The sequence below is a fragment of the Halomonas sp. ABH4_019 genome (assembly GCF_056159885.1).
Genome location: NZ_JBSWWC010000002.1, coordinates 260,535 through 285,199, shown reverse-complemented (window position 1 = coordinate 285,199; position 24,665 = coordinate 260,535). Strand labels below are relative to the sequence as shown.

Annotated in this window: 23 protein-coding genes; 16 read left to right on the top strand and 7 right to left on the bottom strand. The window is 65.2% G+C overall.

From position 1 onward, the window contains the following. The first annotated feature begins 73 nt into the window (after positions 1-73). From ACXAFN_RS08475 to ACXAFN_RS08460, 4 genes are read left to right on the top strand one after another with little or no spacing between them, the layout of a single operon-like run. The gene (locus ACXAFN_RS08475; protein ID WP_474987917.1) at positions 74-1,045 is read left to right on the top strand and encodes a TAXI family TRAP transporter solute-binding subunit; all 972 of its coding nucleotides are present in this window, start codon (positions 74-76) and stop codon (positions 1,043-1,045) included. 22 nt (positions 1,046-1,067) lie between these two features. After that, positions 1,068-2,978 carry a TRAP transporter permease gene (locus ACXAFN_RS08470; RefSeq protein WP_474987915.1) on the top strand — a complete coding sequence of 637 codons (1,911 nt, stop codon included), beginning with the start codon at positions 1,068-1,070 and terminating at the stop codon, positions 2,976-2,978. Further along, a complete protein-coding gene (locus tag ACXAFN_RS08465) occupies positions 2,975-4,363 on the top strand; it encodes an acyclic terpene utilization AtuA family protein (RefSeq protein ID WP_474987913.1) in 1,389 nt (462 codons plus the stop codon). Before ACXAFN_RS08470 ends, ACXAFN_RS08465 begins: the two co-directional genes overlap by 4 nt. Further along, the gene (locus tag ACXAFN_RS08460; protein WP_474987911.1) at positions 4,344-4,718 is read left to right on the top strand and encodes an AtuA-related protein; all 375 of its coding nucleotides are present in this window, start codon (positions 4,344-4,346) and stop codon (positions 4,716-4,718) included. Before ACXAFN_RS08465 ends, ACXAFN_RS08460 begins: the two co-directional genes overlap by 20 nt. Positions 4,719-4,786: 68 nt before the next feature. Here ACXAFN_RS08460 and ACXAFN_RS08455 read toward each other — a convergent pair whose 3' ends face one another. Genes ACXAFN_RS08455 through ACXAFN_RS08440 form a run of 4 tightly spaced genes read right to left on the bottom strand, consistent with a single transcriptional unit; the run spans position 4,787 to position 8,848 of the window. After that, a complete protein-coding gene (locus tag ACXAFN_RS08455; protein WP_474987909.1) occupies positions 4,787-5,842 on the bottom strand; it encodes an AbrB family transcriptional regulator in 1,056 nt (351 codons plus the stop codon). 55 nt (positions 5,843-5,897) lie between these two features. After that, positions 5,898-7,409 (bottom strand): tripartite tricarboxylate transporter permease, encoded by a 1,512-nt coding sequence (locus ACXAFN_RS08450; RefSeq protein WP_474987907.1) that lies wholly within the window; start codon positions 7,407-7,409, stop codon positions 5,898-5,900. Positions 7,410-7,421: 12 nt separating this feature from the next. Then, positions 7,422-7,871 carry a tripartite tricarboxylate transporter TctB family protein gene (locus ACXAFN_RS08445; RefSeq protein ID WP_474987905.1) on the bottom strand — a complete coding sequence of 150 codons (450 nt, stop codon included), beginning with the start codon at positions 7,869-7,871 and terminating at the stop codon, positions 7,422-7,424. Next, on the bottom strand, positions 7,868-8,848 hold the full coding sequence (locus ACXAFN_RS08440; protein ID WP_474987903.1) for a Bug family tripartite tricarboxylate transporter substrate binding protein: 981 nt from the start codon (positions 8,846-8,848) through the stop codon (positions 7,868-7,870). The genes ACXAFN_RS08445 and ACXAFN_RS08440 overlap by 4 nt, the downstream gene beginning before the upstream one ends. Positions 8,849-8,998: 150 nt before the next feature. On the opposite strand from ACXAFN_RS08440, the gene ACXAFN_RS08435 reads away from it, so the two are divergent. The 10 genes from ACXAFN_RS08435 (at position 8,999) to ACXAFN_RS08390 (ending at position 19,228) form a co-directional block, all read left to right on the top strand. Continuing rightward, entirely contained in the window at positions 8,999-9,667 is a 669-nt protein-coding gene (locus ACXAFN_RS08435; protein WP_474987901.1) for a response regulator, read from the top strand. Then, entirely contained in the window at positions 9,664-11,067 is a 1,404-nt protein-coding gene (locus ACXAFN_RS08430; protein WP_474987899.1) for a sensor histidine kinase, read from the top strand. Before ACXAFN_RS08435 ends, ACXAFN_RS08430 begins: the two co-directional genes overlap by 4 nt. After that, positions 11,064-12,101: an ABC transporter substrate-binding protein gene (locus ACXAFN_RS08425; protein ID WP_474987897.1), complete on the top strand. Its 1,038-nt coding sequence runs from the start codon at positions 11,064-11,066 to the stop codon at positions 12,099-12,101. Before ACXAFN_RS08430 ends, ACXAFN_RS08425 begins: the two co-directional genes overlap by 4 nt. A gap of 257 nt (positions 12,102-12,358) precedes the next feature. Continuing rightward, positions 12,359-13,828 (top strand): IMP dehydrogenase, encoded by a 1,470-nt coding sequence (gene guaB, locus ACXAFN_RS08420; RefSeq protein WP_474987895.1) that lies wholly within the window; start codon positions 12,359-12,361, stop codon positions 13,826-13,828. 120 nt (positions 13,829-13,948) lie between these two features. Then, a complete protein-coding gene (gene guaA / locus ACXAFN_RS08415) occupies positions 13,949-15,526 on the top strand; it encodes a glutamine-hydrolyzing GMP synthase (RefSeq protein WP_474987893.1) in 1,578 nt (525 codons plus the stop codon). A gap of 331 nt (positions 15,527-15,857) precedes the next feature. After that, positions 15,858-16,397 (top strand): hypothetical protein, encoded by a 540-nt coding sequence (locus tag ACXAFN_RS08410; RefSeq protein ID WP_474987891.1) that lies wholly within the window; start codon positions 15,858-15,860, stop codon positions 16,395-16,397. A 96-nt stretch (positions 16,398-16,493) separates the two neighbouring features. Then, positions 16,494-16,889 (top strand): hypothetical protein, encoded by a 396-nt coding sequence (locus ACXAFN_RS08405; protein WP_474987889.1) that lies wholly within the window; start codon positions 16,494-16,496, stop codon positions 16,887-16,889. A 125-nt stretch (positions 16,890-17,014) separates the two neighbouring features. Beyond that, a complete protein-coding gene (locus ACXAFN_RS08400) occupies positions 17,015-17,752 on the top strand; it encodes a hypothetical protein (RefSeq protein WP_474987888.1) in 738 nt (245 codons plus the stop codon). 101 nt (positions 17,753-17,853) lie between these two features. Then, on the top strand, positions 17,854-18,468 hold the full coding sequence (locus ACXAFN_RS08395; protein ID WP_474987886.1) for a hypothetical protein: 615 nt from the start codon (positions 17,854-17,856) through the stop codon (positions 18,466-18,468). A gap of 88 nt (positions 18,469-18,556) precedes the next feature. After that, entirely contained in the window at positions 18,557-19,228 is a 672-nt protein-coding gene (locus ACXAFN_RS08390; protein ID WP_474987884.1) for a hypothetical protein, read from the top strand. Positions 19,229-19,322: 94 nt separating this feature from the next. Here the strand turns inward: ACXAFN_RS08390 and msrQ are convergent, their stop codons facing one another. Both msrQ and msrP read right to left on the bottom strand, forming a co-directional pair. Beyond that, entirely contained in the window at positions 19,323-19,943 is a 621-nt protein-coding gene (gene msrQ / locus ACXAFN_RS08385; RefSeq protein WP_474987882.1) for a protein-methionine-sulfoxide reductase heme-binding subunit MsrQ, read from the bottom strand. Beyond that, positions 19,943-20,959, bottom strand: coding sequence for a protein-methionine-sulfoxide reductase catalytic subunit MsrP (gene msrP, locus ACXAFN_RS08380; protein ID WP_474987880.1), 1,017 nt, complete (start codon positions 20,957-20,959; stop codon positions 19,943-19,945). The genes msrQ and msrP overlap by 1 nt, the downstream gene beginning before the upstream one ends. Before the next feature lie 557 nt (positions 20,960-21,516). Here msrP and bla point away from each other — a divergent pair. Further along, positions 21,517-22,422, top strand: coding sequence for a class A beta-lactamase (bla, locus tag ACXAFN_RS08375; RefSeq protein WP_474987878.1), 906 nt, complete (start codon positions 21,517-21,519; stop codon positions 22,420-22,422). A gap of 202 nt (positions 22,423-22,624) precedes the next feature. On the opposite strand, the gene ACXAFN_RS08370 is transcribed toward bla, so the two are convergent. Further along, positions 22,625-23,797: an MFS transporter gene (locus tag ACXAFN_RS08370; protein WP_474987876.1), complete on the bottom strand. Its 1,173-nt coding sequence runs from the start codon at positions 23,795-23,797 to the stop codon at positions 22,625-22,627. A gap of 88 nt (positions 23,798-23,885) precedes the next feature. On the opposite strand from ACXAFN_RS08370, the gene ACXAFN_RS08365 reads away from it, so the two are divergent. Further along, the gene (locus ACXAFN_RS08365) at positions 23,886-24,386 is read left to right on the top strand and encodes an Lrp/AsnC family transcriptional regulator (protein ID WP_474987874.1); all 501 of its coding nucleotides are present in this window, start codon (positions 23,886-23,888) and stop codon (positions 24,384-24,386) included. Positions 24,387-24,665 lie beyond the last annotated feature (279 nt).

Here is a 24,665-nt window from a genome sequence, read left to right as displayed (position 1 = left end):
AAGCGAGGAGTATCCCCGAGGGTGCTCGATCACAACTACAACAGACCCAGAGTCGGGTCCTGGAGCCGCCATCATGAACAAGACGTTGATCTCTTCACTGACCGCCGGCCTCGCGCTGTTCGCTGGTGTCACGACAAGCCAGGCCGAAGAGCGCTTGCTGATCGGGTCGACCTCGAGTTCCTCGAGCCACTACAGCTACTTCGTCGCCGTCAACCAGATCATCAATAACCAGGTCGAGGGCGTCACCTCATCGGTCGTCGAAACCGGAGCCACGGTGGACAACCTGCGTCGCCTCAGTCGTGACCAGGTCGACCTGGGGCTGGTGACCACCAATACGGGGTTTCACGCCTATCAGGGACTCAACGATTTCGAGGGCCGTCCCGTCGATAGTCGGCTGCTGTGGGTCTACACGGTGGCGCCGCAGAATGTCGTCCTGCGCGAAGATGCAGGTATCACGTCCCTGGGGGAACTCGAGGGCGTTCAACTCAACCCCGGTATCACCGGCTCGGCCACCGAAAGTACCACCGAAGCGGTGATGCAGACCCTCGGCATCGAGCCCGACTATGTGCGGGGCTCCACCACCGATGTGGTCGGCTCGATCAAGGACGGACGCATCGCCGGCTATGTGAAATCCGGTGTCGGCGAACGCCTGGATGGCTCGACGCTGGATATCGCCACCTTCACCCCGATCGAGGTCCTGTCGCTCAGCGATCAACAGGTGGCGACGCTGCGTGAGCAGATGCCGGATGTCGCCGTGGTCGAGATTCCTGAAGGAGCGGCGGAGGGTGTCCCGGCTTTCCGCACCTGGGCCTTCGGCGTCGCCGTACACGCCAAGCCCGACCTCGACGAGGAGACCGCTTACCGGATCGTCAAGGCCATCATGGAGAACCCTGAGCCGCAGGCCAATGCCTTCTCCGCGTTGGAGGGAGCCGACATGGCGCAGATGACCCTCGAGGTGGGCAGCGTCCCGCTGCATCCCGGAGCGGCGCGCTATTTCGAGGAGCAAGGCCACGAACTTCCCGAAGCCCTGAAACCGGCCCAGTAAGGCGCACCGGGAGGAGAACCTCATGCGTACGCATCTGACCAAGGGGCTGGCCCTGGCGTTGGGAGGGCTGATCCTCTATACGTCGGCTACCGGGCCCTTCGAGAGCCTGGTCCAGCGCGGGGTTTTCCTCGCTCTGGTCCTGCTGCTGGGGCTGACCATCTACCCCCTGGCGGTCGGCACTCGCTGGCGGCCGTTGGGCCTGGCCGTGGACCTGGCCCTCGCCGCAGGCGTTGTAGCGGCCTGCGGCTCTGTGGTGATGAATCATCAGCGTATCCTCGTCGAGCTGCCCTGGGCCTCGCCCCAGGACATGGTGATGACCGGCGTTCTGCTGGTGGCGATCCTGGAACTGTCGCGGCGCGCCATCGGTGCCATCTTCCCGCTGCTGGTACTCGCCGGCCTGGCCTATGCCTACTTCGGGGCCCTGATCCCCGGCAGCCTGGGGCACCGCGGCTTCGACCTCGCCTTCATCACCGAGACCATCTACCTCGGCGACCTGGGGGTGTGGGGCATGCTGGTCGGGGTGGCCGCCACCACCATCGCCGCCTTCGTGCTGTTTGGCTGCCTGTTGCTGCACACCGGTGGCGGCCAGACCTTCATGGACCTGGCACTGCGCATCAGCGGGCGTTCGCCGGGCGGGGCCGCCAAGGTGGCCACCGTGGCCTCGGGACTGTTCGGCATGGTCAGCGGCAGTGCCGTGGCCAATGTCGCCACCACCGGCAACTTCACCATTCCCATGATGAAGCGCCTGGACTATCCGCGGCCCTTCGCCGCCGGGGTCGAGGCGGTGGCCTCCACCGGGGGACAGATCGCGCCGCCGATCCTCGGTGCGGCGGCCTTCATCATGGCCGAGATCCTCGGCGAGAGTTATGTGCGCATCGCCCTGGCGGCCTTGCTGCCGGCCATCCTCTTCTATCTGGGCGTATTCGTGACGATCCAGCTGGTGGCCCGGCGTCGTGGCCTGCGCGTGGTGCCGGACGACGAGCTGCCCGCGTGGCGCAACATCCTGCGTGCCGAGCGCCTGGTGCCGATCCTGGCCGCACTGGGTGGGCTCTTCTACGGCGTGCTCAGCGGCCGCTCGATCCAGACCTCGGCCTTCTTCGGCGTCCTGATGACCTTTCTCTCCTACACGCTGTTCGCCCTGCTGGCCGGAACGTCATGGAAGGATATCCTCGCCAAGCTGCTCGCCGGCCTGATGGATGCCGGCAAGGGCATGGTGATCATCGGCGTGCTGCTGGCCGGCGCCCAGATCCTGGTGGCGATGATCGGCATGACCGGTATCGGTGTGACGCTCGCCAGCCTGATCGTCGATCTCGGCGGCCAGTCGATGTTCCTGGTGGCGGCGATCGTCGGCGGCGTATGCCTGATCCTGGGCATGGGCATCCCCACCACGGCGGCCTATGTCCTGGTGGCCTCGGTACTGGCGCCGGCGTTGACCGACATCGGCGTCGAGCCGCTGATCGCCCACCTGTTCGTGTTCTATTTCGCCACGCTATCGGTGATCACGCCGCCGGTGTGCGTGGCGGTGTTCGTCGCTTCCGGCATCGCCCGGACCAACTGGTTGCCGGCGGCGGGGGAGGCCGTGCGGCTGGCCGCGGCGATCTACGTGATCCCCTTCCTGCTGTTGATCTATCCGTCGCTGGCGGGCTTCGGTGACTGGCTCGATATCGTGCTGGCCGCCGGTCAGGGAGTGGCCTTCGTGCTGGCATTCGCCGCCTTGATGTCACGGGCCGCCATCACCGGCGTGCGGTGGCTGGACGTCGCGGGGCTGCTGCTGGTCGTCGGCCTGGCCTTGACCCCGGGATGGCTGACGACCCTCGCCTCCCTCCTGTTACTGGGTGGGCTCTATGGTCGTCGCCTGATGTTGTCTCGACGAGACGTCACTGGCGCGGGCCCCGTTTCGCATCATGTGTCAGCCAAGGAGAGCCACTCATGACCTTTTTGATAGGAAGCGGTGCCGGCTTCTCTGGCGACCGTACCGATGCGGCGGTCCCGGTGGTTGCCGAGTTGATCCGACGGGGCCAGCCCGCCGCCCTGGTCTTCGAGACCCTGGGTGAGCGAACCCTCGCCGCGGCGCATCGTGTCATGCGCGACGACCCGGAGGCCGGCTACGAGCCGCTGCTGGGCGAATTGTTGGCGCCCGTGTTGCGGGACTGTCTCGACCACGGCATCGCTGTTCTCGGCAACTTCGGCGCCGCCAATCCGGCGGCGGCGTGCGAGGTGGTCAGGCGACTCGCCGAGCAGCAGGGGCGCCCATCGGTGCGGGTCGGCCGCGTTCATGGTGACGATATCCGTGCTGGTCTCGCCGGCCTGGACCTCGCCCCCTGGGAGGCCGAGACGCGCGCGCTGCCCGGTGACGAGCACTTGATCTCGGCCAACGTCTACCTGGGAGCCGTTCCGCTGGTGCAGGCCCTGGCGCTCGATGCCGAGGTGGTGGTGACGGGACGAGTGGCCGATCCCGCCTTGTTCCTGGCGCCGCTGGTGCACCACTTCGGCTGGGCCTGGGACGACTGGGACCGATTGGCTGCCGGCATGATGGCCGGGCACCTGGGCGAATGCGGTGCCCAGGTCAGCGGCGGTTATTTCGCCGATCCCGGCGTCAAGGACGTGTCCGGCCTGGCGACGCTGGGCTATCCGATCATCGAGGTGGAAGCCGATGGCCGCCTGGTGGTGACCAAGCCGGCGCAAACCGGTGGCTGCGTGACCGAGCGAACCGTCAAGGAGCAGTTGCTCTACGAGGTGCATGATCCGGCCAATTACCTGACGCCCGACGTGGTGGTGGATCTTACCCACGTCGTCGTGCGGCAACTCGGGCCCGATCGCGTCGAGGTCAGTGGCATCAAGGGAAAACCGGCGCCTGAGCGACTCAAGACCACGGTGTGCTACGAGGGAGGCTGGCAGGGCGAGGCCGAGATCTCCTATGCCGGGCCCAATGCCTTGGCGAGGGCGCGCCTGGCAGCCGATACCCTGCGCGAGCGTCTGGTCTTTCGGGCTCCGCCCGAGTTGCGTAAACGCCTGGACATCGTCGGCCATGCCAGTGTGTTCGATGATGACGATGGAGCGCTGCAGGATCGGGTGGCGGAGGTGGGCGATGGCGACTATCGCCTAAGGCTCGCCGTCGAGCACCCAGAGCGTCGCTGGGTCGAGCGTGCCACTCAAGAGTTGCTGGCTCTCTATTGTACGGGGCCTGCCGGTGGTGGCGGTGTACGCCGCCAGTTCCAGCGCCGCGTGTTTACCGCCTCCTATCTGGTCAAGCGTACCGACGTCGAAACCTATGCCACCCTGTTTGAGGACCATCTCCATGAGCAACTCGCCGGCTGAAGTTTGCGTCGATTCCCGCGTCGTCCCACTGCACCGCTTGGCCCATGCGCGGGCCGGCGACAAGGGGGACCGGCTCAATCTCGCGCTGTTCGCCTATGATCCGCGTCACTACGAAACACTCTTGGCGCAGGTGACCGAAGAGCGGGTGCTGGCCCTGTTCGCCCATCGTGGCGCCAGTCGGGTGCGCCGTTACCCGATGCCGGGCCTTGGAGGAATGAACCTGGTGATCGATGACGTGCTGCAGGGAGGCGTCAACGGGGCGCTGAACCTGGACGGGCATGGCAAGACGCTGTCTTTCCTGCTGTTGGGCATGGAGGTGACGGTTGAAGAGGCCGACCCGCGAGGCGAAGGCTGAGTCGTCCTTGCGGTCCGAGCTGGCTACCACACAGGCGTCTTGGCTCCTCAGCGAGGCCTCGCCCGCCGCTAGGCGACGGGCGGGGCCAAGCGCTTCAACAGCGCCGGCAGGATCAGCACCAGCACGCTGATGCGCAGCAGGTGGTGGGTGGTGACGAAGGCCGGGTCGATGCCCAGCGTCAGCGCCACCAGGCTCAGCTCCGGGGCGCCGCCGGGCATGTAGGCGAGCAGCGCCGCGGCCGCCGAGTAGCCGGTCAGCAGGTGGCCGAGCCAGGCGGCGAGCACGGCGATCGCCAGCAGCACCAGCGCCTGGGCGATGGCCATCACCAGCGTCTGGCCGAGCCGGGCCAGCGAGGTGCCGGCGAAGCGCACCCCCACCGAGACGCCGATGATCACCTGGGCCAGGGCCAGCAGCGCCGGCGGCACCGCGGCGTGGGTGACGCCGCTGAGGTGCAGCGCCGCCGAGGCCAGTGCCGGGCCGAACAGCAGGGCGTTGGGCAGGCGCAGCCGGCGTGCCAGCCAGATGCCGCCGAACCCGGCGGCGACGAGCCAGGCCGCATCCGCCGGGCCGGGCAGCGTCAGCCAGCCCGACGGGTCCGGCGTGGCATTGCCCAGGTCGACGTGGCCGATCGCCTGGAGCACCGGCGGGATCGCCACCAGCAGCACCAGGATGCGCACCGCATGGGTCATGCCGACCACCCGCAGGTCGGCCCCGGAGGCCATCGCCATCACCGTGACCGTGGAGACCCCGCCCGGCACGCCGGCATACAGCGCGGTCTCCCGGGAGTGGCCGGCGATACGCCGCGAGAACCACACCGAGAAGGCCATCATCACCGCCGTGGCCACCAGCATCACCGCCAGGCTCAGGCTCCACAGCCCCAGGTCGCCGGATAGCCCGGGGGTGAAGGCCGAGCCCAGCATCACCCCGATCACCACCAGCACGCCCTTGCGGCCGCGACCCGGCGAGCGCAGCGGCACGCCGCAGAGGCTCGCCACGGTGGTGGCGATCATGGCGCCGAGCAGCCACGGCAGCGGCAGGTTGACGGCGAAGGCCGCCGCGCCGCCGACGATGCCCAGCGCCAGGGTGGGCAGGAAACGCAGCAGGGAGGCGAGGGCGGAGGGCAAGGCGAGGTCTCCAGTCGAGCGGGTTCGGGCCCGCCGGGCGGGCCCGAGGAGTATATCAGCCTGCGCTGTTGTGGCGGGTGCGGCGGGCCAGCAGCTTGGGCACCAGCCAGGGCAACACCAGCAGCGCGGCGGCGGCCACCCACAGCCCCAGCGAGATGCCGGACTGCCACAGGATGCCCGTATCGCCGCCGCTGATCGACAGCGCCCGGCGCAGGTTCTGCTCCATCAGCCCGCCCAGCACGTAGCCGAGGATCACCGGCGCCAGCGAGAATCCGAGCTTGCGCAGCAGGTAGCCGAACACGCCGATGATCAGCATCAGGTAGATGGCGGTCAGGTCGGAGTGCAGCTGGTAGACGCCGACGAAGGCCAGGATGGCGATGGCCGGCACCAGCACCCAGCGCGGAATCGTCAGCACCCGGGCGAACACCCCGGCCAGCGGCAGGTTCAAGGCCAGCAGCACGATATTGCCGATATACAGCGAGGCGATCAGCCCGCCGGCCACCTCGGGGCGCTCGGTGAACATCATCGGGCCCGGGGTGATGTTGTAGAGCATCAGCGCGCCGAGCAGCACCGCGGTGGTGCCGGAGCCGGGGATGCCCAGGGTCAGCATCGGCACGAAGGAGCCCGCCGCCGAGGCGTTGTTGGCCGCCTCCGGCGCCGCCAGGCCGCGCATGTCGCCCTTGCCGAAGGTGCCGTTCTTGTCGGACAGGCGCTTCTCGGTGGTGTAGGACACCGCGCCGGCCACCGAGGCGCCGGTGCCCGGCAGCACACCGATCACGAAGCCGAGCAGGCCCGAGCGGCCCATGGCGCCCTTGCAGTGCAGCACCTCCTTGAGGCTGACGAACACGCGGCCCAGGGCCGGCAGCTCGCCGTCGCCGTCGCGGCGGTGGGCGTGCTCCAGCATCAGCAGGATCTCGCTGATCGCGAACAGGCCGATGATCATCACCACGAAGTCGATGCCGTCGTAGAGCTCGGGCAGGCCGAAGGTGAAGCGCATCACGCCGGTGCCGGAATCGACGCCCACGGTGGCGATCAGCACGCCCAGCACCGCGCCGAGGGCGGTCTTGATCGGGTCCTTGCCCATCATCACCGACATCGACGAGAAGGCGAACACCATCAGCGCGAAGAACTCGGCGGGGCCGAACATCACCGCCACCTCGGCCAGCAGCGGCGCGAACAGCGTCAGGCCGATGATGGCGATGGTGGCGCCGACGAAGGAGCTCACCGCGGACAGGCCCAGCGCCGGGCCGGCCAGGCCCTGCTTGGCCAGCGGGTGGCCGTCCAGGGTGGTCATCACCGCGCCGGCGTCGCCGGGCACGTTGAGCAGGATGCTCGACATGCGGCCGCCGTACTCGGCGCCGGTGTAGATGCCGGCCAGCAGGATCAGCGCCGACTCGGCGGGCAGGCCCAGGGTGTAGGCCAGCGGCATCAGGATGGCGATGCCGTTGATCGGCCCGATGCCAGGCAGCGCGCCGAACAGGGTGCCGAGCAGGGCGCCGAGGAAGGCCAGCCCCAGGTTCAGCGGGCTCAGCGCGACGCCGAAGCCCTCGATCAGGAAATCAAACATGGTGGCGCTCCTCTAGATGACGTCGGCCAGCCAGGTGCCGGTGGGCAGGGCGATGCCCAGCGCCTCGGTGAACAGGAAATAGCTGCCCGTGGCCATCAGCGCACCGGTGAGCAGCGCCTTGGGCCAGCTGGCGTCGAACAGCCGGGCCAGGGTCGCCACCACCAGCAAGGAGGCGGGAATGAAGCCCAGGCGGGTGAACAGCAGCGCATAGACCAGCAGCAGGCCCAGCACCACCAGCAGCCTCAGTGCCAGGGCGGGATGGGGCCATTCGCCGTCCTCGCCGGGCCGGATCACCAGCACCAGCGCCAGGCCGGCGAGCAGGGCCGCCAGGCCCAGCGGGAAGGCCTTCGGCCCCACGGGCTCGTAGCTGAACGGGACTTCCAGTTGCACGGCCTGGGCGGCGATGAACGCCGCCAGACCGATCAGGGCGAGTCCCAGCAGTCGGTCGGCGGCGATGCTCATTTCAGGCCCACTTCTTCGGCCAGTGACTGGAAGTCGGCGACCTGATCCTTCACGTAGGCGTCGAAGTCGTCACCGAAGCGTGACATCGGGAACAGGCCACGGGCCTCGCGCAGCTCGGCGAAGCGCTCGTCTGCGGCCAGGGTCTCCAGGCGCTCGACCCAGGCCTGGTAGGCCTCGTCGCTGACGTCCGGGCCCATGTAATAGCCGCGCCAGATCGGCCACTGGACGTCGTAGCCCTGTTCGGCGGCGGTGGGGATCTCGGCGTAGGGGCCGCCCATGCGCTCCTCGGAGAGCGCGGCCAGCACTCGCACCTTGCCGCTCTCGAGCTGGGACTGCAGCTCGGACAGGTCGCCGGTGAACACCTGGATGTGGTCGCCGAGCAGCGCCGCCAGCGCCTCGCCGCCGCCCTCGAAGGCCACGTAGCGCAGGGCGCGCGGGTCGATGTCGCCGGCCTTGGCGGTCAGCGCGGCCTTCATCCAGTCCTGGCTGCCCACGGTGCCGCCGGCGCCGAAGGCGATCTCGCCCGGACGCTCCTGGAGGTCGGCCATCAGCTCGTCGAGGCTCTGCCAGGGCGCGTCGGCGCTGACCACGATGGCGCCGTAGTCGACGCCCAGGGCGCCCAGCCAGCGCACCTCGCCGGCGTCGTACTGGCCGAACTTGCCCAGCGCCAGGTTGACCGCCGCGCCGGTGCTGGCGGCGACGATCAGGTCGTCGTCGTCGCTGCGCACGCCGTTGACGTGGTTGTAGGCCACCGCGCCGATGCCGCCGGGCATGTAGGTCACCAACATCGGCTCGTCGATCAGCTCGGCGGCCAGCAGGCCGTTGGCCGCCAGGCGGCAGGTCAGGTCGTAGCCGCCGCCGGGCTTGGCGGGAGCGATGCACTCGGACTCGCCGGCCGCCTGGGCCTGGCCGGCGAGCAGGGCGCCGCCCAGCAGGGCGATGCCGGAGGCGTGGCGTATGGCCGTGTTGATCTTCATGGCGAACTCCTGTTCTCTTGTTGTGAAAGGCGAGGGCGAGACGCGAGGCGCTGCCTCACCGCCATCACTGTCGATGGCCCGAGCGATGCTAGGTCCGCCACCTTTCATCAACCTGTCATCCTGCCCGCCACCCTCTGAGACATTGGTCGAATGCGCCTGCTGGTCATCGAGGACGATCCGCTGATCGCCCGCTCCCTGGAACACGCCCTGGCCCCGCTGGGCAACACCGTCGAGGCCTTCGCCACCCGCGCCGAGGCCCGGGCCGCGCTGGCCCACGACCGCTTCGACCTGATCCTGCTCGACCTGGGTCTGCCCGACGGCGACGGCCTGGAGCTGCTGGCGGCGCTGCGCGATCGCGGCGACACCACCCCGGTGCTGATCCTCACCGCTCGCGACGCCGTCGACGACCGGGTCTCCGGCCTCGACCTGGGCGCCGACGACTACCTGGCCAAGCCGTTCTCGATCGCCGAGCTCGAGGCCCGGGTGCGGGCCCTGCTGCGGCGCAGCCAGCAGCGCAGCGACAACCGCCTGCGCCATGGGCCGCTGGCCTTCGACCCGGCGACCGGCAGCGCCCACCTCGACGAGGCGCCGCTGGAGCTGCCGCGCCGCGAGCTGCTGCTGGTCGAGGGCCTGCTGCTGCACGCCGGCAGCATCGCCCCGCGGGAGGCCCTGGAGCGCCGACTGTTCGGCTTCGACGAGGTGGGCACCAACGCCCTTGAGGTCTACGTCAGCCGGCTGCGCAAGCGGCTCAAGGGCAGCGGGCTGCGCATCCGCACCTTCCGCGGGCTCGGCTACCGGCTGGAGGACGACGCCGGGTGATCGAGGTCGCGGGCTCGCTGAAGCGTCGCCTGGCGGTGTGGCTGCTGGTCACGGTGAGCGGGCTCGGCGCGCTGCTGATGGTCGAGGCCTGGTGGAGCGCCCACCGCGCCGCCCAGCGCGCCTACGACAGCCAGCTCGAGGCCGCCGCCCTCACCATCGCCGAGGCGGTGCAGTGGCAGCAGGGCGAGCCGGTGGTGGAGATTCCCGCCGCGGCGCTGCAGATACTCGCTACCCGCTACCAGGAGCGGGTCTTCTACGCGGTGCTCGACGCCGACGGCGAGGCGGTCTCCACCAACATGGCCTACGCCATCGCGCCGGCCTGGCGGGAACGCGCCGCCCACGCGCCCCGGGCGCTGACCGCCGACGTCGACGGCACCTCCTGGCGGCTCTACGGCCGCGAATATGACTCGGCGGGCTGGGTCTCCCAGGAACCGGTGCAGATCTGGGTGGGCCACACCCGCGAGGGGCGGGCGGCGCTGGCCGACGAACTGTTCGAGCGCACCGTCAGCCGTTTCGTGGCCATGGTGCTGCTGGCCGGGGCGCTGATGGCCATGGCGCTGCGGGTGGCGCTCGGCCCCATGCGCCGGCTGCGCCGCCAGCTCCGGGCGCGCGAGGCCGACGACATGCGCCCGCTGGACGCCCGGGTGCCCGAGGAGATGCGCGAGCTGGCCCAGACCCTCGACCACCTGTTCGCCCGTCAGCGCCACAGCCGCGAGGCGCTGCTGCGCTTCACCGCCGATGCCAGCCACCAGCTCAAGACGCCGCTGGCCGGGCTGCAGAGCACTAGCGAGCTGGCGCTGAAGAGCCCGGCGCCCGACGACTGGCATGCCGCCCTGGGCGCGGTGCACGAGGGGGCGGCGCGCACCAGCCGGCTGGCCGGCCAGCTGTTGAGCCTGGGGCGGCTGCGCCACGTGGAAGAGGCGGGGGAGGTCGCCCCGCTGGACCTGGCCGCGCTGCTGCGCGAGATGCTGCTCGACTGGGCCGGCCGCGAGGCGGCCCGCGACCACGACTTGGGGCTGGACGCACTGCCGGCCGGCCCGTGCCTCGTGCGCGCCGAGGCCTGGGCGCTGCGCGAGCTGCTCGGCAACCTGATCGACAACGCCCTGCGCTATACGCCGCCCGGCAGCACCATCACCCTGGGCCTCGCGGGGGACGCCGAGACGCTGACGCTCTACGTGGAGGACGACGGCCCCGGCGTGCCGGCCGAGGCCCGCGAGCGGCTGCTGCAGCCCTTCGAGCGCGGCGGCCGCCAGGACACTGACGGCTCCGGACTGGGGCTCGCCATCGTCGACTCCATCGCCCGGCGCTTCGATGGTCGGCTGAGCCTCGCCGAGCGCTCGCCCCACGGCCTGGTGGTGCGCCTGCATCTGCCGCGCTGCGCCGAGGAGGAGACGCCATGATCCGCCGCCGCCGTTCCCCGCTGGCTGGCCTGCTGATCGCGCTGCTGGGCCTCGCCGCCCCGGCGGGCGCCGCCACGCCGCTGGTGGTGGAGGCCGCCCTGGACCGCGAGGTGGTCACGCCGCTGCTCGACGCCTTCCGCGCCGCCCACCCCGATATCGCGCTGGAGTTCCGCGACCGCTCGACCCTGGAGGTCGACGAGCGGGTCGTCGATGACGGCCCGGCGCCGGATGTGGTGATCAGCTCGGCGATGCCCTGGCAGATGGCGCGAGTCAACGAGGGCCATGCGCGGCGCCTGGACTCCGCCGAGGCGCGCCAGTGGCCGGCCTGGGCCAAGTGGCGCGACGAGGTGTTCGGCTTCACCTTCGAGCCGATCGTCATGGCCTACCGGCTCGACCTGTCGCGGCGCATGCTGCCGCCGCAGACCCACGCAGACCTGCACACCCTGCTGACCACCGAGCGCGAGGCGCTCGCCGGCAAGGTGACCACCTACTCGCCGCTGGGCAGCGGCGTGGGCTACACGTTGTTCCAGCAGGACGCCCGCTACACGCCGCGCTTCTGGGACCTGGTGGCCGGCATGGGGCGGGTCGATGCCCATCTGGAGAACAACACCCGCGCGATGCTCAAAGGGATCAGCGACGGGCGCTACTGGCTCGGCTACAACCTGCTCGGCTCCTACGCCATGGTGTGGGCCCATGAGCATCCCGAGGTAATCGTCCAGGTGCCCCAGGACTACGCCCTGGTGCTGATGCGCATGGCCTTCGTGCATCGCGACGCCCCGCATCCCGCCGCCGCCGAGGCCTTCGTCGACTTCCTGCTCAGCCACGCCGGCCAGCGGGTGCTGGCCGGCGAGACGCCGCTGTTCAGCGTGCGCCCCGACGTGATCGGCCCCTACACCGCGGCGCGGCTGCGCGACCAGGTGGGCGAGCGGCTCTACCCGATCCCTCTCAACGCCTCGCTGCTGGCCTTCGTCGACCCCCAGCGCCGCGACGCCTTCCTGGCGCGCTGGCGCCGCGAGTTCCGGCGCGACGACTGAGGACGAATCGCTGGGATCATGGTCTTCGGTTCTGACTAGGGGCGCCGGGGACAAGCCGACGAGGAGCTCCTGCGCCATGGATGGCGTCGGGAGCTACAGGGACGTATCTATCGCGTTTCCTCGCAGGCTTGTCGACGGGGTCGCCCCGGGCAGCGCACCTCGTGTGGCATCGTCCCCCGGATTGCCGGAAAGCGGCCCGAGCCGTTATAATGGTCGATTAACTTCTCCCTCCTCCAGCGCACTGGGTGTTGCCGATTATGCTACGTATGGCCCAAGAAGCTCTTACGTTCGATGACGTATTACTCGTTCCCGGCTATTCGGAGGTCCTGCCCAAGGACGTCAGCCTCCGGACGCGCCTGACCCGCGACCTCTACCTCAACATCCCCCTCGCCTCCGCCGCCATGGATACCGTCACCGAAGCCCGCCTGGCCATCGCCATGGCCCAGGAAGGCGGCATCGGCATCATCCACAAGAGCATGACCATCGCCCAGCAGGCGGCCGAGGTGCGCAAGGTCAAGAAGCACGAGAGCGTGATCGTCAAGGATCCGATCACCGTCGGCCCCAAGGCCAAGCTCGCCGATCTGCTGGCGATGGCCAAGGAACACGGCTTCTCGGGCTTCCCGGTGGTGGAAGGGGAGAACCTGGTGGGCATCGTCACCGAGCGTGACATGCGCTTCCAGCCCAATCACGGCGACAGCGTGGCCGACATCATGACGCCCCGCGAGAAGCTGGTCACCGTGGCCGAGGGCACCGAGCTCGCCGTCATCAAGGGCAAGATGCAGGAGCACCGCGTCGAGAAGATGCTGGTGGTGGACGGTGACTTCCGCCTGCGCGGCCTGGTCACCTTCCAGGACATCGAGAAGGCCCGCACCTTCCCCCACGCCGCCAAGGACGAGGACGGCCGCCTGCTGGTCGGCGCCGCCGTGGGCACCGGCCCCGAAACGCCGGACCGCATCGCCGCCCTGGCCGAGGCCGGCGTGGATGCCGTGATCGTCGACACCGCCCACGGCCACTCCCGCGGCGTGATCGAGCGCGTGGCCTGGATCAAGGAACACTTCCCGCAGATCCAGGTGATCGGCGGCAATATCGCCACGGCGGAAGCCGCGAAAGCGCTCGCGGAAGCGGGTGCCGACGGCGTCAAGGTCGGCATCGGCCCCGGCTCCATCTGCACCACCCGCGTGGTGGCCGGCGTCGGCGTGCCGCAGATCACCGCCGTCTCCAACGTCGCCGCGGCCCTCAAGCCCTACAACATCCCGCTGATCGCCGACGGCGGCGTGCGCTACTCCGGCGACCTGGCCAAGGCCGTGGCGGCCGGCGCCAGCGCGGTGATGGTGGGCGGCCTGCTGGCCGGCACCGAGGAGGCCCCGGGCGAGGTCGAGCTCTACCAGGGCCGTACCTACAAGGCCTACCGCGGCATGGGCTCGATGGGCGCTATGTCCCAGACCCAGGGCTCCAGCGACCGCTACTTCCAGGACAAGGACGCCGGCGTCGAGAAGCTGGTGCCGGAAGGCATCGAAGGCCGCGTGCCCTACAAGGGCGTGATGGGCGCCATCGTCCACCAGCTGATGGGTGGCCTGCGTGCCTCCATGGGCTACACCGGCTGCCGCGACATCGAGGAGATGCGCACCAAGCCGGAGTTCGTGAAGATCACCGGCGCCGGCTTCAACGAGTCCCACGTTCACGACGTGCAGATCACCAAGGAAGCCCCCAACTATCGTGCCGGCTGATGCCAGCCTGACGCCGTAGAACGATGAGCTGGAAGCGCGCCGCCGGGCGGCTTCCAGCTTTTCGCTTCCGGCCCGCGAAATTTGCTCCCCGTTTTGCCCGCCTCGTATAGGAATGGCCAGATGACCGACATTCACGCCCACAAGATCCTGATTCTCGACTTCGGCTCCCAGTACACCCAGCTGATTGCCCGCCGGGTCCGCGAGATCGGCGTCTACTCCGAGATCCGCGCCTTCGACATCACCGAGGAAGAGATCCGCGAGTACGCCCCCAACGGCATCATCCTCGCCGGCGGCCCGGAGTCCGTCACCGAGCTGGGCTCGCCGCGCGCGCCGCAGTGCGTGTTCGAGCTGGGCCTGCCGGTGCTCGGCATCTGCTACGGCATGCAGACCATGGCCGAGCAGCTCGGCGGCGCCGTGGAAGGTTCGAACAAGCGCGAGTTCGGCTACGCCCAGGTGCGCCTCGACGTCGAGACCGCGCTGTTCAAGGACATCTCCGACCACATCGACCACGACACCGGCCGTAGCCTGCTCGACGTGTGGATGAGCCACGGCGACAAGGTCGCCCAGGTGCCGGCCGAGTTCAGCGTGACCGCCTCCACCCCGAGCTGCCCGATCGCCGCCATGGCCTGGGAAGAGAAGCGCTTCTTCGGCGTGCAGTTCCACCCCGAGGTGACCCACACCCTGCAGGGCCAGCGCATCCTCGAGCACTTCGTGCTGGATATCTGCCAGAGCGAGCGCAACTGGACCCCGGCCCAGATCATCGAGGACCAGATCGCCCGCGTGCGCGAGCAGGTCGGCGACCGCCACGTGCTGCTCGGCCTCTCCGGCGGCGTGGACTCCTCCGTGGTGGCGGCGCTGCTGCACAAGGCCATCGGCGACCAGCTGACCTGCGTGTTCGTTGACAACGGCCTGCTGCGCAAGGACGAAGGCAACCAGGTGATGGAGACCTTCTCCCAGCACATGGGCGTGCGCGTGATCCGCTCCGACGCCGAAGACCTGTTCCTCGGCAAGCTCGAGGGCGTGGCCGACCCGGAAGACAAGCGCAAGATCATCGGCAACACCTTCATCGACGTGTTCGACGAGCAGGCCGCCAAGATCGACGGCGTGGACTTCCTTGCCCAGGGCACCATCTACCCGGACGTGATCGAATCCGCCGCCGCCAAGACCGGCAAGGCCCACGTCATCAAGTCGCACCACAACGTCGGCGGCCTGCCCGAGACCATGAAGCTCAAGCTGGTCGAGCCGCTGCGCGAGCTGTTCAAGGACGAGGTGCGCAAGCTCGGCCTCGAGCTCGGCCTGCCCTACGACATGGTCTACCGCCACCCCTTCCCGGGGCCGGGCCTGGGCGTGCGTATCCTCGGCGAGGTGAAGAAGGAATACGCCGACATCCTGCGCGAGGCCGACGCCATCTTCATCGAGGAGCTGCACAACGCCGGCTGGTACCACAAGACCAGCCAGGCCTTCGCCGTCTTCCTGCCGGTCAAATCGGTCGGCGTGGTCGGCGACGGCCGCCGCTACGAGTGGGTCATCGCCCTGCGCGCCGTGGAGACGATCGACTTCATGACCGCCCGCTGGGCGCACCTGCCCTACGAGCTGCTGGAGAAGGTCTCCAACCGCATCATCAACGAGCTCTCCGGCGTCTCCCGCGTCACCTACGACGTGAGCAGCAAGCCGCCCGCCACTATCGAGTGGGAGTGATCGCCAGGGCAGGGCGGATGAGATCCGCCTAGCCCCACCGCATCACCCGCGTCATACGAAAGCCTGCCGTTATCGGCAGGCTTTTTTGTTGCCAAACGTAATCCGGCTAAGCTTAACTAGGCTTCAGACGCCAAGGCAGTGGCCGATAGAACGGAGCAGGAAAGCACAATGCGAAGGGAGTCGCAGGGAAAGGATGTTATCCCCGGGCGGTAGCGTGTCTTCCTGCCTCTCGTGTTATGCCGCAGGCACGATGATTGGTGTTATGACGCCTATGTATGATTAATTTTTAGTTAAATCAGCGGATTAGGCTTTCCTTGGCGGGCGGTATAACATGAATGAACGTGCCGGCGCGTTCAAGGGGATAATGCGCCGGCTATCCAATACCTGTTATAACCAGGAGATAGTATTGGAAGAATTATCCAAAATACTTACACCAGTGTTCATTGGATTTATTTCGGCCTACTTCGGTTCGCTTTTAGCCATTCGAAAATTTAAAAAGGAAAAGCTGTGGGAGCGCCAAGAGAAAGCTTATACGGAGATTATTAATGCTCTCTATGCCATGCTACAGCATTGCGAAATACACAAAGAAGACTATGGCCAAGGTACTGGTTATAGTGAAGAAAAAGAGCATGAATTTCGTGAAGCCTATAATGCTGCTCATTGGAGAATAAAGAAAGCTACAGATATTGGTGCATTTGTAATTTCAAAAAAAGCACATTCAGTCCTCTCCGAACTCAGAAATAGAGAGTACTTAAAATGGGAAGAAAACCCGAAATTTGATATCTACGAGCATGAATTTCAGCATTTTCAGAAGGCACTTAGTGAAATCGTGGCCATTGCAAATAAAGAGATCAATGCCGCAAAGGTATAACAAGGCCAGCCAGAGGGACAAAAAAACCGCCGCTTCGCTCTGGTTTTTCTTCCCCTGCTGGCGGCGTTAGGCCCACAGGGCAGAAGGGATTGAAGCATGGAATTTGATGATTTTATGAGAAGCACAAATGGGCAGGCCTACGAGAAAAGTGAAGAAAGAAACGGGCCTCCTCTGAGTTATGTCGGCGAGAAGCTTCGATACTCTCTCGAAAACTGCCATGAATTGCTGAAAGGAATTGGCGAATGTGTCCCCGATGATTTGCCTTTGCCTTCTCGTTACCAAGAAGGTGCGCCATTTTCAGCAAAGTCAGATTTTTTACAAAGTCCCGCTTCAGCTTCTTTCCATTATCAAATCACTGCGTTTGCAGCGCTTTTCAATATGTTGGGTGTAATTAAGTCGAATAAGGATATTGATCGGCTGGCACAGATGTCTGCTCAAGATTTCAAGAAATGGCTAGATTTCATCGAGCGTGAAGGCTCGGTAGTGGGGTAATATCCTAACAAGTAGTTGCAGTTCGTTCCGGCCCTGGCGGGCCTCTACCGGACCGGTTTTCCGTTGCACTCCAAACCGGCCGCTGAACATTGGCGTTAAGCCTAATGAATAATCATGGGGGTTATATGGAAGCTGACGAAAAGGTTAAAAGCCTCGAAGAATTTAAGGAGTTGGTTAAAAAGTTCTTTGAGTCCTATGACCCCGAAATTCGGAGCGAGATCAACAGGAACAAAACATGGGTGAAGCGAGAGGTGTTAGAAGCCAGGTGCTTCAAAACATTCACTGTATCGCCACCACCTGCTGTCGGCGGATTGGTAATGCGAAACGTTGACGCCTTCGAGGCCTTGTTCAACCCGCCTTATGGGATGAATGTAAGTTCTATTGTTTTCGACATGATAGATGAGGCTATCGGAGTAATAATGTCAGGCGGTCCGGAGCGGCCAGAGCCTGGGCCTGCTGTGGCCGAAGAGCCCGACTACGAGGAAGGGTATGCCTTCATAGCAATGGCAATCGATCCCCAGAATCCAGAATTAGAGGATGTTCGAGATTCCATCAAAGAGGCGGCAACCAAGTGTGGAATCCATGCCGAGCGCGTTGACGAAGTTCAGAACAATAATAGGATTACTGACAGGATTCTCGAGTCGATTCAAAAGGCACAGTTTGTAATTGTAGACCTTACGCATTCCAAGCCTAATGTGTTCTATGAAGCTGGGTACGCTCAGGGTCTTGGGAAAATACCAATATACATTGCTCGAGATGGCACCCGCCTAGAGTTTGATTTGAAAGATTATCCAGTCATCTTTTTTAGAAATATGAGGGCTTTAAAGGACGGTCTGCAAGAGCGTCTTAGGGCCCTTGCGTAATCGGCTTAACAAGTGCGTCAACGGGGCCGGTTTGTTCCGCTTCCGCTCCACAAACCGGCCCGTTACGCTGGCGTTAGCAATTTCATCTGGACATGGAGCTCATGCTCGAAATTATCAAGTTACTTGGCGGTGCCACGGTACTAATTGGCGCTGCCGGCTGGCTAGCCACCAAGTTTATTGAAAATCGCCTAAATCGTGAAATTGAGGCATATAAGGCAAAGCTAAAAGCCGAGTCTGACACTGAGATTGAGAATCTGAAGTCCCGCCTTCAGGTGGCAGCGAAGGAACGGGAAATTGCCGTCAGTTGGCTTCATCAAAAGCGCGCTACCGCAATTGAGAGTTTGTATTCATCACTCGTCGACCTACAGCATGCCGCGCGTGTCGTGCTCGATACATTGTCTCCGCGCAACCCAGAAGATATACGCAAGCTCAGTTCAGAGGCAGTGAAAAAACTTCATCAAACGTATGGGGCGTATCTCAAGGCAAAAATATTCTTGTCGCCGCTTACCTGCGAAAAGATCGAGAAGGTTCTTCAAGGAATTCAAGGTTCAGTGGTTATGTATGACCTCTACCTCGGAAACTACGACGACCATGAACTGAATACGCTAACGGACGTGAAGGACATCGCATGGAAGGATATTCAAGCGGTCGTTCCCGCAGCTCTCGAGGAACTGGAGTCCGAGTTCAGGTTGGTTCTCGGGGTCGAAAATAGCTAACCACTCATTCCACCGGGCCTGCGCGAAAAGCCACGCAGGCCTGTGAATTAAAACGTTAGGCTCACTGGCAGTTTAGGAAGGATTTATCTTGATACCTCAAGAAGTAAGTTCGCTATTACTTTCATTAGGTGGTAGCGCGGCAATATTGATCGCTTTCGCTAAGCTCTTTGAGAGAATCTTGATAGATCAAGTTTCAAAAAGAACCACGGCCAGCTTGAATCAAGACTTAGAAAACCTTAAGTCAAAACATGTGAATGCTTTAGAAGAATTCAAAGCAAAAGCTACCACGAACCTGAAAGAACGAGAAATATTCAGCACGATTTCAATAGATACCTATCAAGACTTTTTTAAGAAAAGAATCAAGGTGTATCAAGATCTTCTTGATTGGGAGAATGAATATATACAAGATATGCTAGAGGACTTTTTAGCTGAGCAGGCAGATGATTATGGGGGTAATTACTTTTTCGCATATAAGAGGTTGCGTGAGATTTTGATAAAAAATCAATTGTATATCTCAAATGATCTTGACAAAAAATTCCAGAAGTTAAGGCATGCAGCTGCTGAGTATACTAAAAAGTCTGATTATCACGAGGCTATGTCCGAGTCTCATGGCGTTGACCCTCAAAATTATTGGCAAGAAATTTCAGATATTTATAATGATTTGGCGGTAGGCACATCTGAAATGATGCAAGGTATTTTGGAGCAGATAGGGTTGGATGTTTCAAAAATACGTTCGCGTATTGAAATAGATAAGGCCTGAACCAATCGGGGACAGACCCCAATTAATGCCTTAGTCGCGGGCACGCTCTTAGGGGCTGACGGCCGCGCTGCTGCTGCCTGCCCCCGCCGTCAAACTAGCTGCTGATGAGCTGCTGACGAAATCTAGGAAGCCTCCGGGCCACCGGCGGCAGGCGAGTCGCCATGATCAGGGCAGACGCCACGGCGTACAGGGTCCATTCCCCGAGATCTGCGCGCACCATCCAGAGGAAGTGCAGGAGGATCAGCCCCAGGATGGGGTAGGAAAGCCTGTGCAGCGGCTTCCAGCGCTTGCCCAGCCGGCGCATCGCCCAGCGGTTCGAGGTCGCTCCCAGGGCCGCCAGGCCGATCAGGGCGAGCATGCCGACGATGATGTAGGGGCGCTTGACCAGCTCGCTGCCGAGCATCGCCCAGTCGAGCCCGAGGATGAACAGGGCGTAGCTGATAAGGTGCAGGCTGGCGTAGGCCAGCGTCCAGAGGCCGAGCTGCCGCCGGATCAGCGCGAAGCCCTTCCAGCGGGTGAGTTTGGTCAGCGGCGTCAGGCTCAGGGTGAGCAGCAGCATCCATAGCCCGCCGAGGCCGATATTCAGCAGCAGGTAGCGGCCCGGCTCGGGGCCGGCGGCGTTGTTGGCGACCTGCCAGCCCCACAGCAGCAGGGGCGTCAGCGCCGCCAGGAACACCCCACCGCGCCACAGCCGCCACTTGCCCTGCGCCGTCATCAGAAGTGCTCCCGCAGATCCATGCCCGCGTACAGCTCCGCCACCTCGTCGGCGTAGCCGTTGAACATCCGGGTATCGATGGTGTTGGGGCTGAACAGGCTGTTGGGCAGGCGCCGTTCGCTGGCCTGGCTCCAGCGGGGGTGGTCGACCCGCAGATTGACGTTGGCGTAGATGCCGTACTCCTCCGGGGCGATCCGCTGCCAGGAATTGACCGGTTGCTCCTCCACCAGCGAGATGCGCACGATCGACTTGATGCTCTTGAAGCCGTACTTCCACGGCACCACCAGCCGCAGAGGCGCGCCGTTCTGGTTGGGCAGCTCGCGGCCGTACATGCCGAGTGCCAGCAGCGTCAGCGGGTGCATGGCCTCGTCCAGGCGCAGCCCCTCCACGTAGGGCCAGTCGATCAGCGCGAACGAGGAGCGCTGCCCGGGCATCTGCTCGGGATCGACCAGGGTCTCGAAGCGCACGTAGCGGGCCTTGCCGGTGGGCTCGGCGCGCTTGATGACGTCGGCCAGGGAGATGCCCAGCCAGGGAATCACCATCGACCACGCCTCGACGCAGCGCAGGCGATAGATGCGCTCCTCGAAGCGGGAGGGGCGGGCGAGGTCTTCCAGGTCGAAGCGGCCGCCGTTGTTTACCTCACCGTCGATCACCACGCTCCACGGCTGGGTCTCGAGGTCGCCGGCGCGGCGGGCCGGGTCGGACTTGCCGGTGCCGAACTCGTAGAAGTTGTTGTAGCCGCTGGCGTCGTCGAACGGGGCGATCGCGTCCTGCTCGGGGTCGTCCGGCACGATGGCGCGCCGGCGGGCGGCCTCAAGCTTTTCCTTGAGCCAGGCGGGCGCATCGCCGCTGGGAACATCCGAATAGTCGGCGCTGGCCCGGGCCTGGCCGGACAGGGCGAGCCCCGCCCCCAGGCCGACCATGCCGCCCATGGAGCGGCGCCGCGAGAGATAGACGGATTCCGGTGTCACATCGGATTCGCGCAGATCGCTGGGCTTGGCGATGTTGATCAGCATGTGGTGCCTCCACTGGCGGTGGACGTTGACGCGACGCGTCCCGGCATCGTGACGCGAGCGCCTCGTCAAACCGCTGACGAGCAGATGACAGCTTTGTCATGTGGAACTAGGGGCAGGCCCCGATGATTCCTGGTCGATGGCTGACTGTCGGGCAACCATGAAAAGCACGGACGGTGTGTCTGCTAAGCTACGCATTCAGTGTGCTTTCGACGGTGGAGGAGACGATGGCCTTCCACAATCCAGATCCGAAGATGCGAGCGGTGGAGCAGCGCAATGCCCGACTGAGGGCCGACCTGTTTGCCAAGCTGTTTGGCGGTGCGTGGCGTGGGCTTCGCCAGGGTGCCCGGCGGCTGTCGAGGGGGCGATACCGCCGATGTCACCATCGGCCGCGGCGCTGACCAACGGCCAACCTTTGCCTCTGCGCATCGTGTGAAATGAGCGACAAACCCTGGTTATTTTCGGAACCCGCCCCACGGCGGGTTCTTTTTTGCCTCGCGCCTGATCGTCCGGCTACTCTGCTCAATCCGATTCTGCTGATCTTGCTCAGGAGCCCCGCCATGCCGACCCTCTCACGCCGCCAGGTCCTCGGAACCATGACCGCCGCCGGCACCATGCTCGTCGCGGGCCAGCCAGCGTTCGCCGCCACTTCCACCTCGGCCGCTTCCGCCGCCACTACCGATCTCGACCAGCCACTGGCGGAACTGGAGCGCACGGAGGACGATCGCGTGGGCGTGGCGCTGATGAACGTCGCCACCGGCGCGGTGGCGAGCCATCGCGGTAATGAGCGGTTCCTGTTCAACAGCACCGGCAAGTTCTTCATCGCCGCGGCGGTGCTGGCCCGGGTGGACGAGGGCAGCGAGTCGCTGGATCGCCGCATGGTGATCGAGGAGGGCGATCTCGTCGGCTGGACGCCGATCACCGAGAAGCGCCTGGGCGAGCCCGGCCTGACCGTCGCCGAACTGTGCCAGGCGGCGGTGGCCTGGAGCGACAACGCGGCGGCGAATGCGCTGATCGAGAGCGTCGGCGGGCCCGAGGCGGTCACCGCCTATCTGCGTTCCATCGGCGACGAGACCACCCGGCTGGACCGCATCGAGCCCGGCCTGAACACCCACGACCGCGAGGGCGACGAGCGCGACACCACCACCCCGCTGGCGATGATGGCGACGCTACGCACCCTGCTGCTGGGCGATGCCTTGACGCCGTCGTCGCGGCACCAGCTCGCGTCCTGGATGATCGAGGGCAAGGTCGGCGACGCCCGGCTGCGCGCCGGTATGCCATCGTCGTGGCTGGTCGGCGAGAAGACCGGCACCAACGGCGTGGGCAACGCCAGCGATATCGGCATCGGCTGGCCGGGCGATCGCGGCGCGGTCATCGCCGTCGCCTATACCTTCATGCCCAACGCGACCGGGGAGCAGCGCGACGAGACCATCGCCGCCGTCGGGAGGCTGGCCGCCCGCGTATAAGGTCGCCCTTCGATGCGGCATCGGGCAGGCTCAGGAACGGCGCGCTAGCCGAGCCTTCAGACGATAACACCCCAGAACCCGCCAATTGGCGGGTTCTGGGGTTTTGCCGGCAAGGTCGCGCCGCGGCGCCGGAGTGTCGGAAGGGCGGCTCGTGGCGCGAGGTCTCGTCGCCGGCGCTGCAGGCCATGACGGAAGGATCGCCTTACTCCGCGGTGGCGGCGGCGTATGCCTGGCCGGCGCTGGCCCAGGCGATCACGGCCAGGCCCAGGGCCACGAGCGAGAGGAGGGCGCCCGCCCAGTTCGGTGAGGCCAGGCCGAATCCGGCGGCAATCGTCGCGCCGCCGACCCAGGCACCGATGGCGTTCCCGAGGTTGAACATGCCGATGTTCACCGAGGCGGCCATCGTGGGCGCTCCCGCGCGGCTGGCACGGTCCATCACCAGTTTCTGGATCGGCGAGACCGTGGCGAAGCCGAAGGCCGCCATGAGGAACACGCAGACCGCCGCCACGGCAGCGTTCTCGACCCCGAACCAGAAGACGAACAGCACCGCCGCCTGCGCGGCCAGCGTCACGAACAGGGTGCCGAACAGGGAGCGGTCGGCGAAGCGGCCCCCCATCCAGTTGCCGACGGCCAGTCCGAGCCCGAACAGCACCATCAGCTGTGCCACGCCGGCCTCGGACACCCCGGCTTCCTCGACCATCATCGGCGCGATGTAGGTGATCGACGTGAAGAAGGCGGCGGGGCCGAACACCGTGATGCCCATGGACAGCAGTACCTGGGGATCCATGAAGGCGCGCAGTTCGGCTTTCAGGGCGATGGACTTGCCCGCCTCGATCCGCGGCACCAGCAGTGCGACGCTGAGCACCGTGACGAGACCGATCCCGGCGATCAGCCAGAAGACCAGCCGCCAATCGAAGGTCTGGGCGAGCCAGGTGCCGGCGGGTACCCCGAACAGGTTGGCCATCGTCAGGCCCGAGAACATGAAGGCGATGGCGCTTGCCTGACGGTCCTTGGCGACCAGCGAGGCGGCGATGATCGAGCCGATGCCGAAGAAGGTGCCGTGATTGAACGCCGTCAGGATGCGGCCCGCCAGCGCGACCGGCAGCGTCGGGGCCAGGGCGGTGATCACGTTGCCGAGGGTGAAGATGAGCGCGAGGCCGATCAGCATCGTCTTGCGCGGGACCCTCGCGCCCAGCACGGTGAGAATGGGCGCGCCGACGAACACGCCCAGCGCATAGGTGGTGGCCATCAGGCCGGCCGCCGGGATGTCGACGCCGAAATCACTGGCGATCTGCGGGAGGATGCCGGCGACGACGAATTCGGTCAGGCCGATACCGAAGGCGCCGATCGCCAGCGCGAAGAGGGCTATGGGCATGGGAAAGTCTCCATTCGCGATGTTTCAGGAAGAATATTGTTCGGCTATATTGATTCTATGAGACATGTTATTCAGAGATAAACGCGAAATGCCCGACTCGGATAAAGAAAAAGATATTGTTCGCCAGGTGAGGCATCGTCCGGCCGAACTCGACGCGATCGACCGAAAGATATTAGGTGCGCTCGCCGAAGATGCGTCGCGGAGCTACGCCGAACTCAGCAAGATCGTGAACCTGTCCGCTCCCGCCGTGCACGACCGGGTGAAGCGGCTCAAGCGCGATGAGGTCATCAAGGGCACCGTCGCCAGGCTCGATGGCTGCAAGCTTGGCCGCACCTTGCTGACCTTCCTGGTGGTCGATACCAGCAGCTACCACGCCACCCGCGAACTGCTCGCCTTCGCCGACAGGCCCGAGGTCGAGGAACTGCACACCGTGGCGGGCGACGGCTGTGTGCTGGTGAAGGTGCGTGCGGCCGACACCGAGTCGTTGGAGAGCTTCCTGATGGAGATCCAGAGCCTGGAAGGCGTGCGCTCGGTACGCAGCTACATCGCGCTCTCGACCTTCCTCGAGAGAGGTCCGTCGCCGGATTAGGTGGACTACCCAGAGGAGTCGAGGCAGCCGTCCCATCTGCCCACTCACGGCGTTCCGTCTGGGATAGCGACCTGATCTTGGAGTGGATCGAATCGCGGTTCGCATTTCCCCAATCGCAGAGCGGCACCAGGGCGTCGGCCAGCGTCCTGCCGAGCGCGACGAGACCATCGCCGCCGTCGGTCGGCTGGCCGCCCGCGTATAATGTCGCCTAGCGCGCGCCATCGGGCAGGGCCCGGTGGCGCGACCGTGAACACAGCAGCGGCACGAGAGCGTCATGAA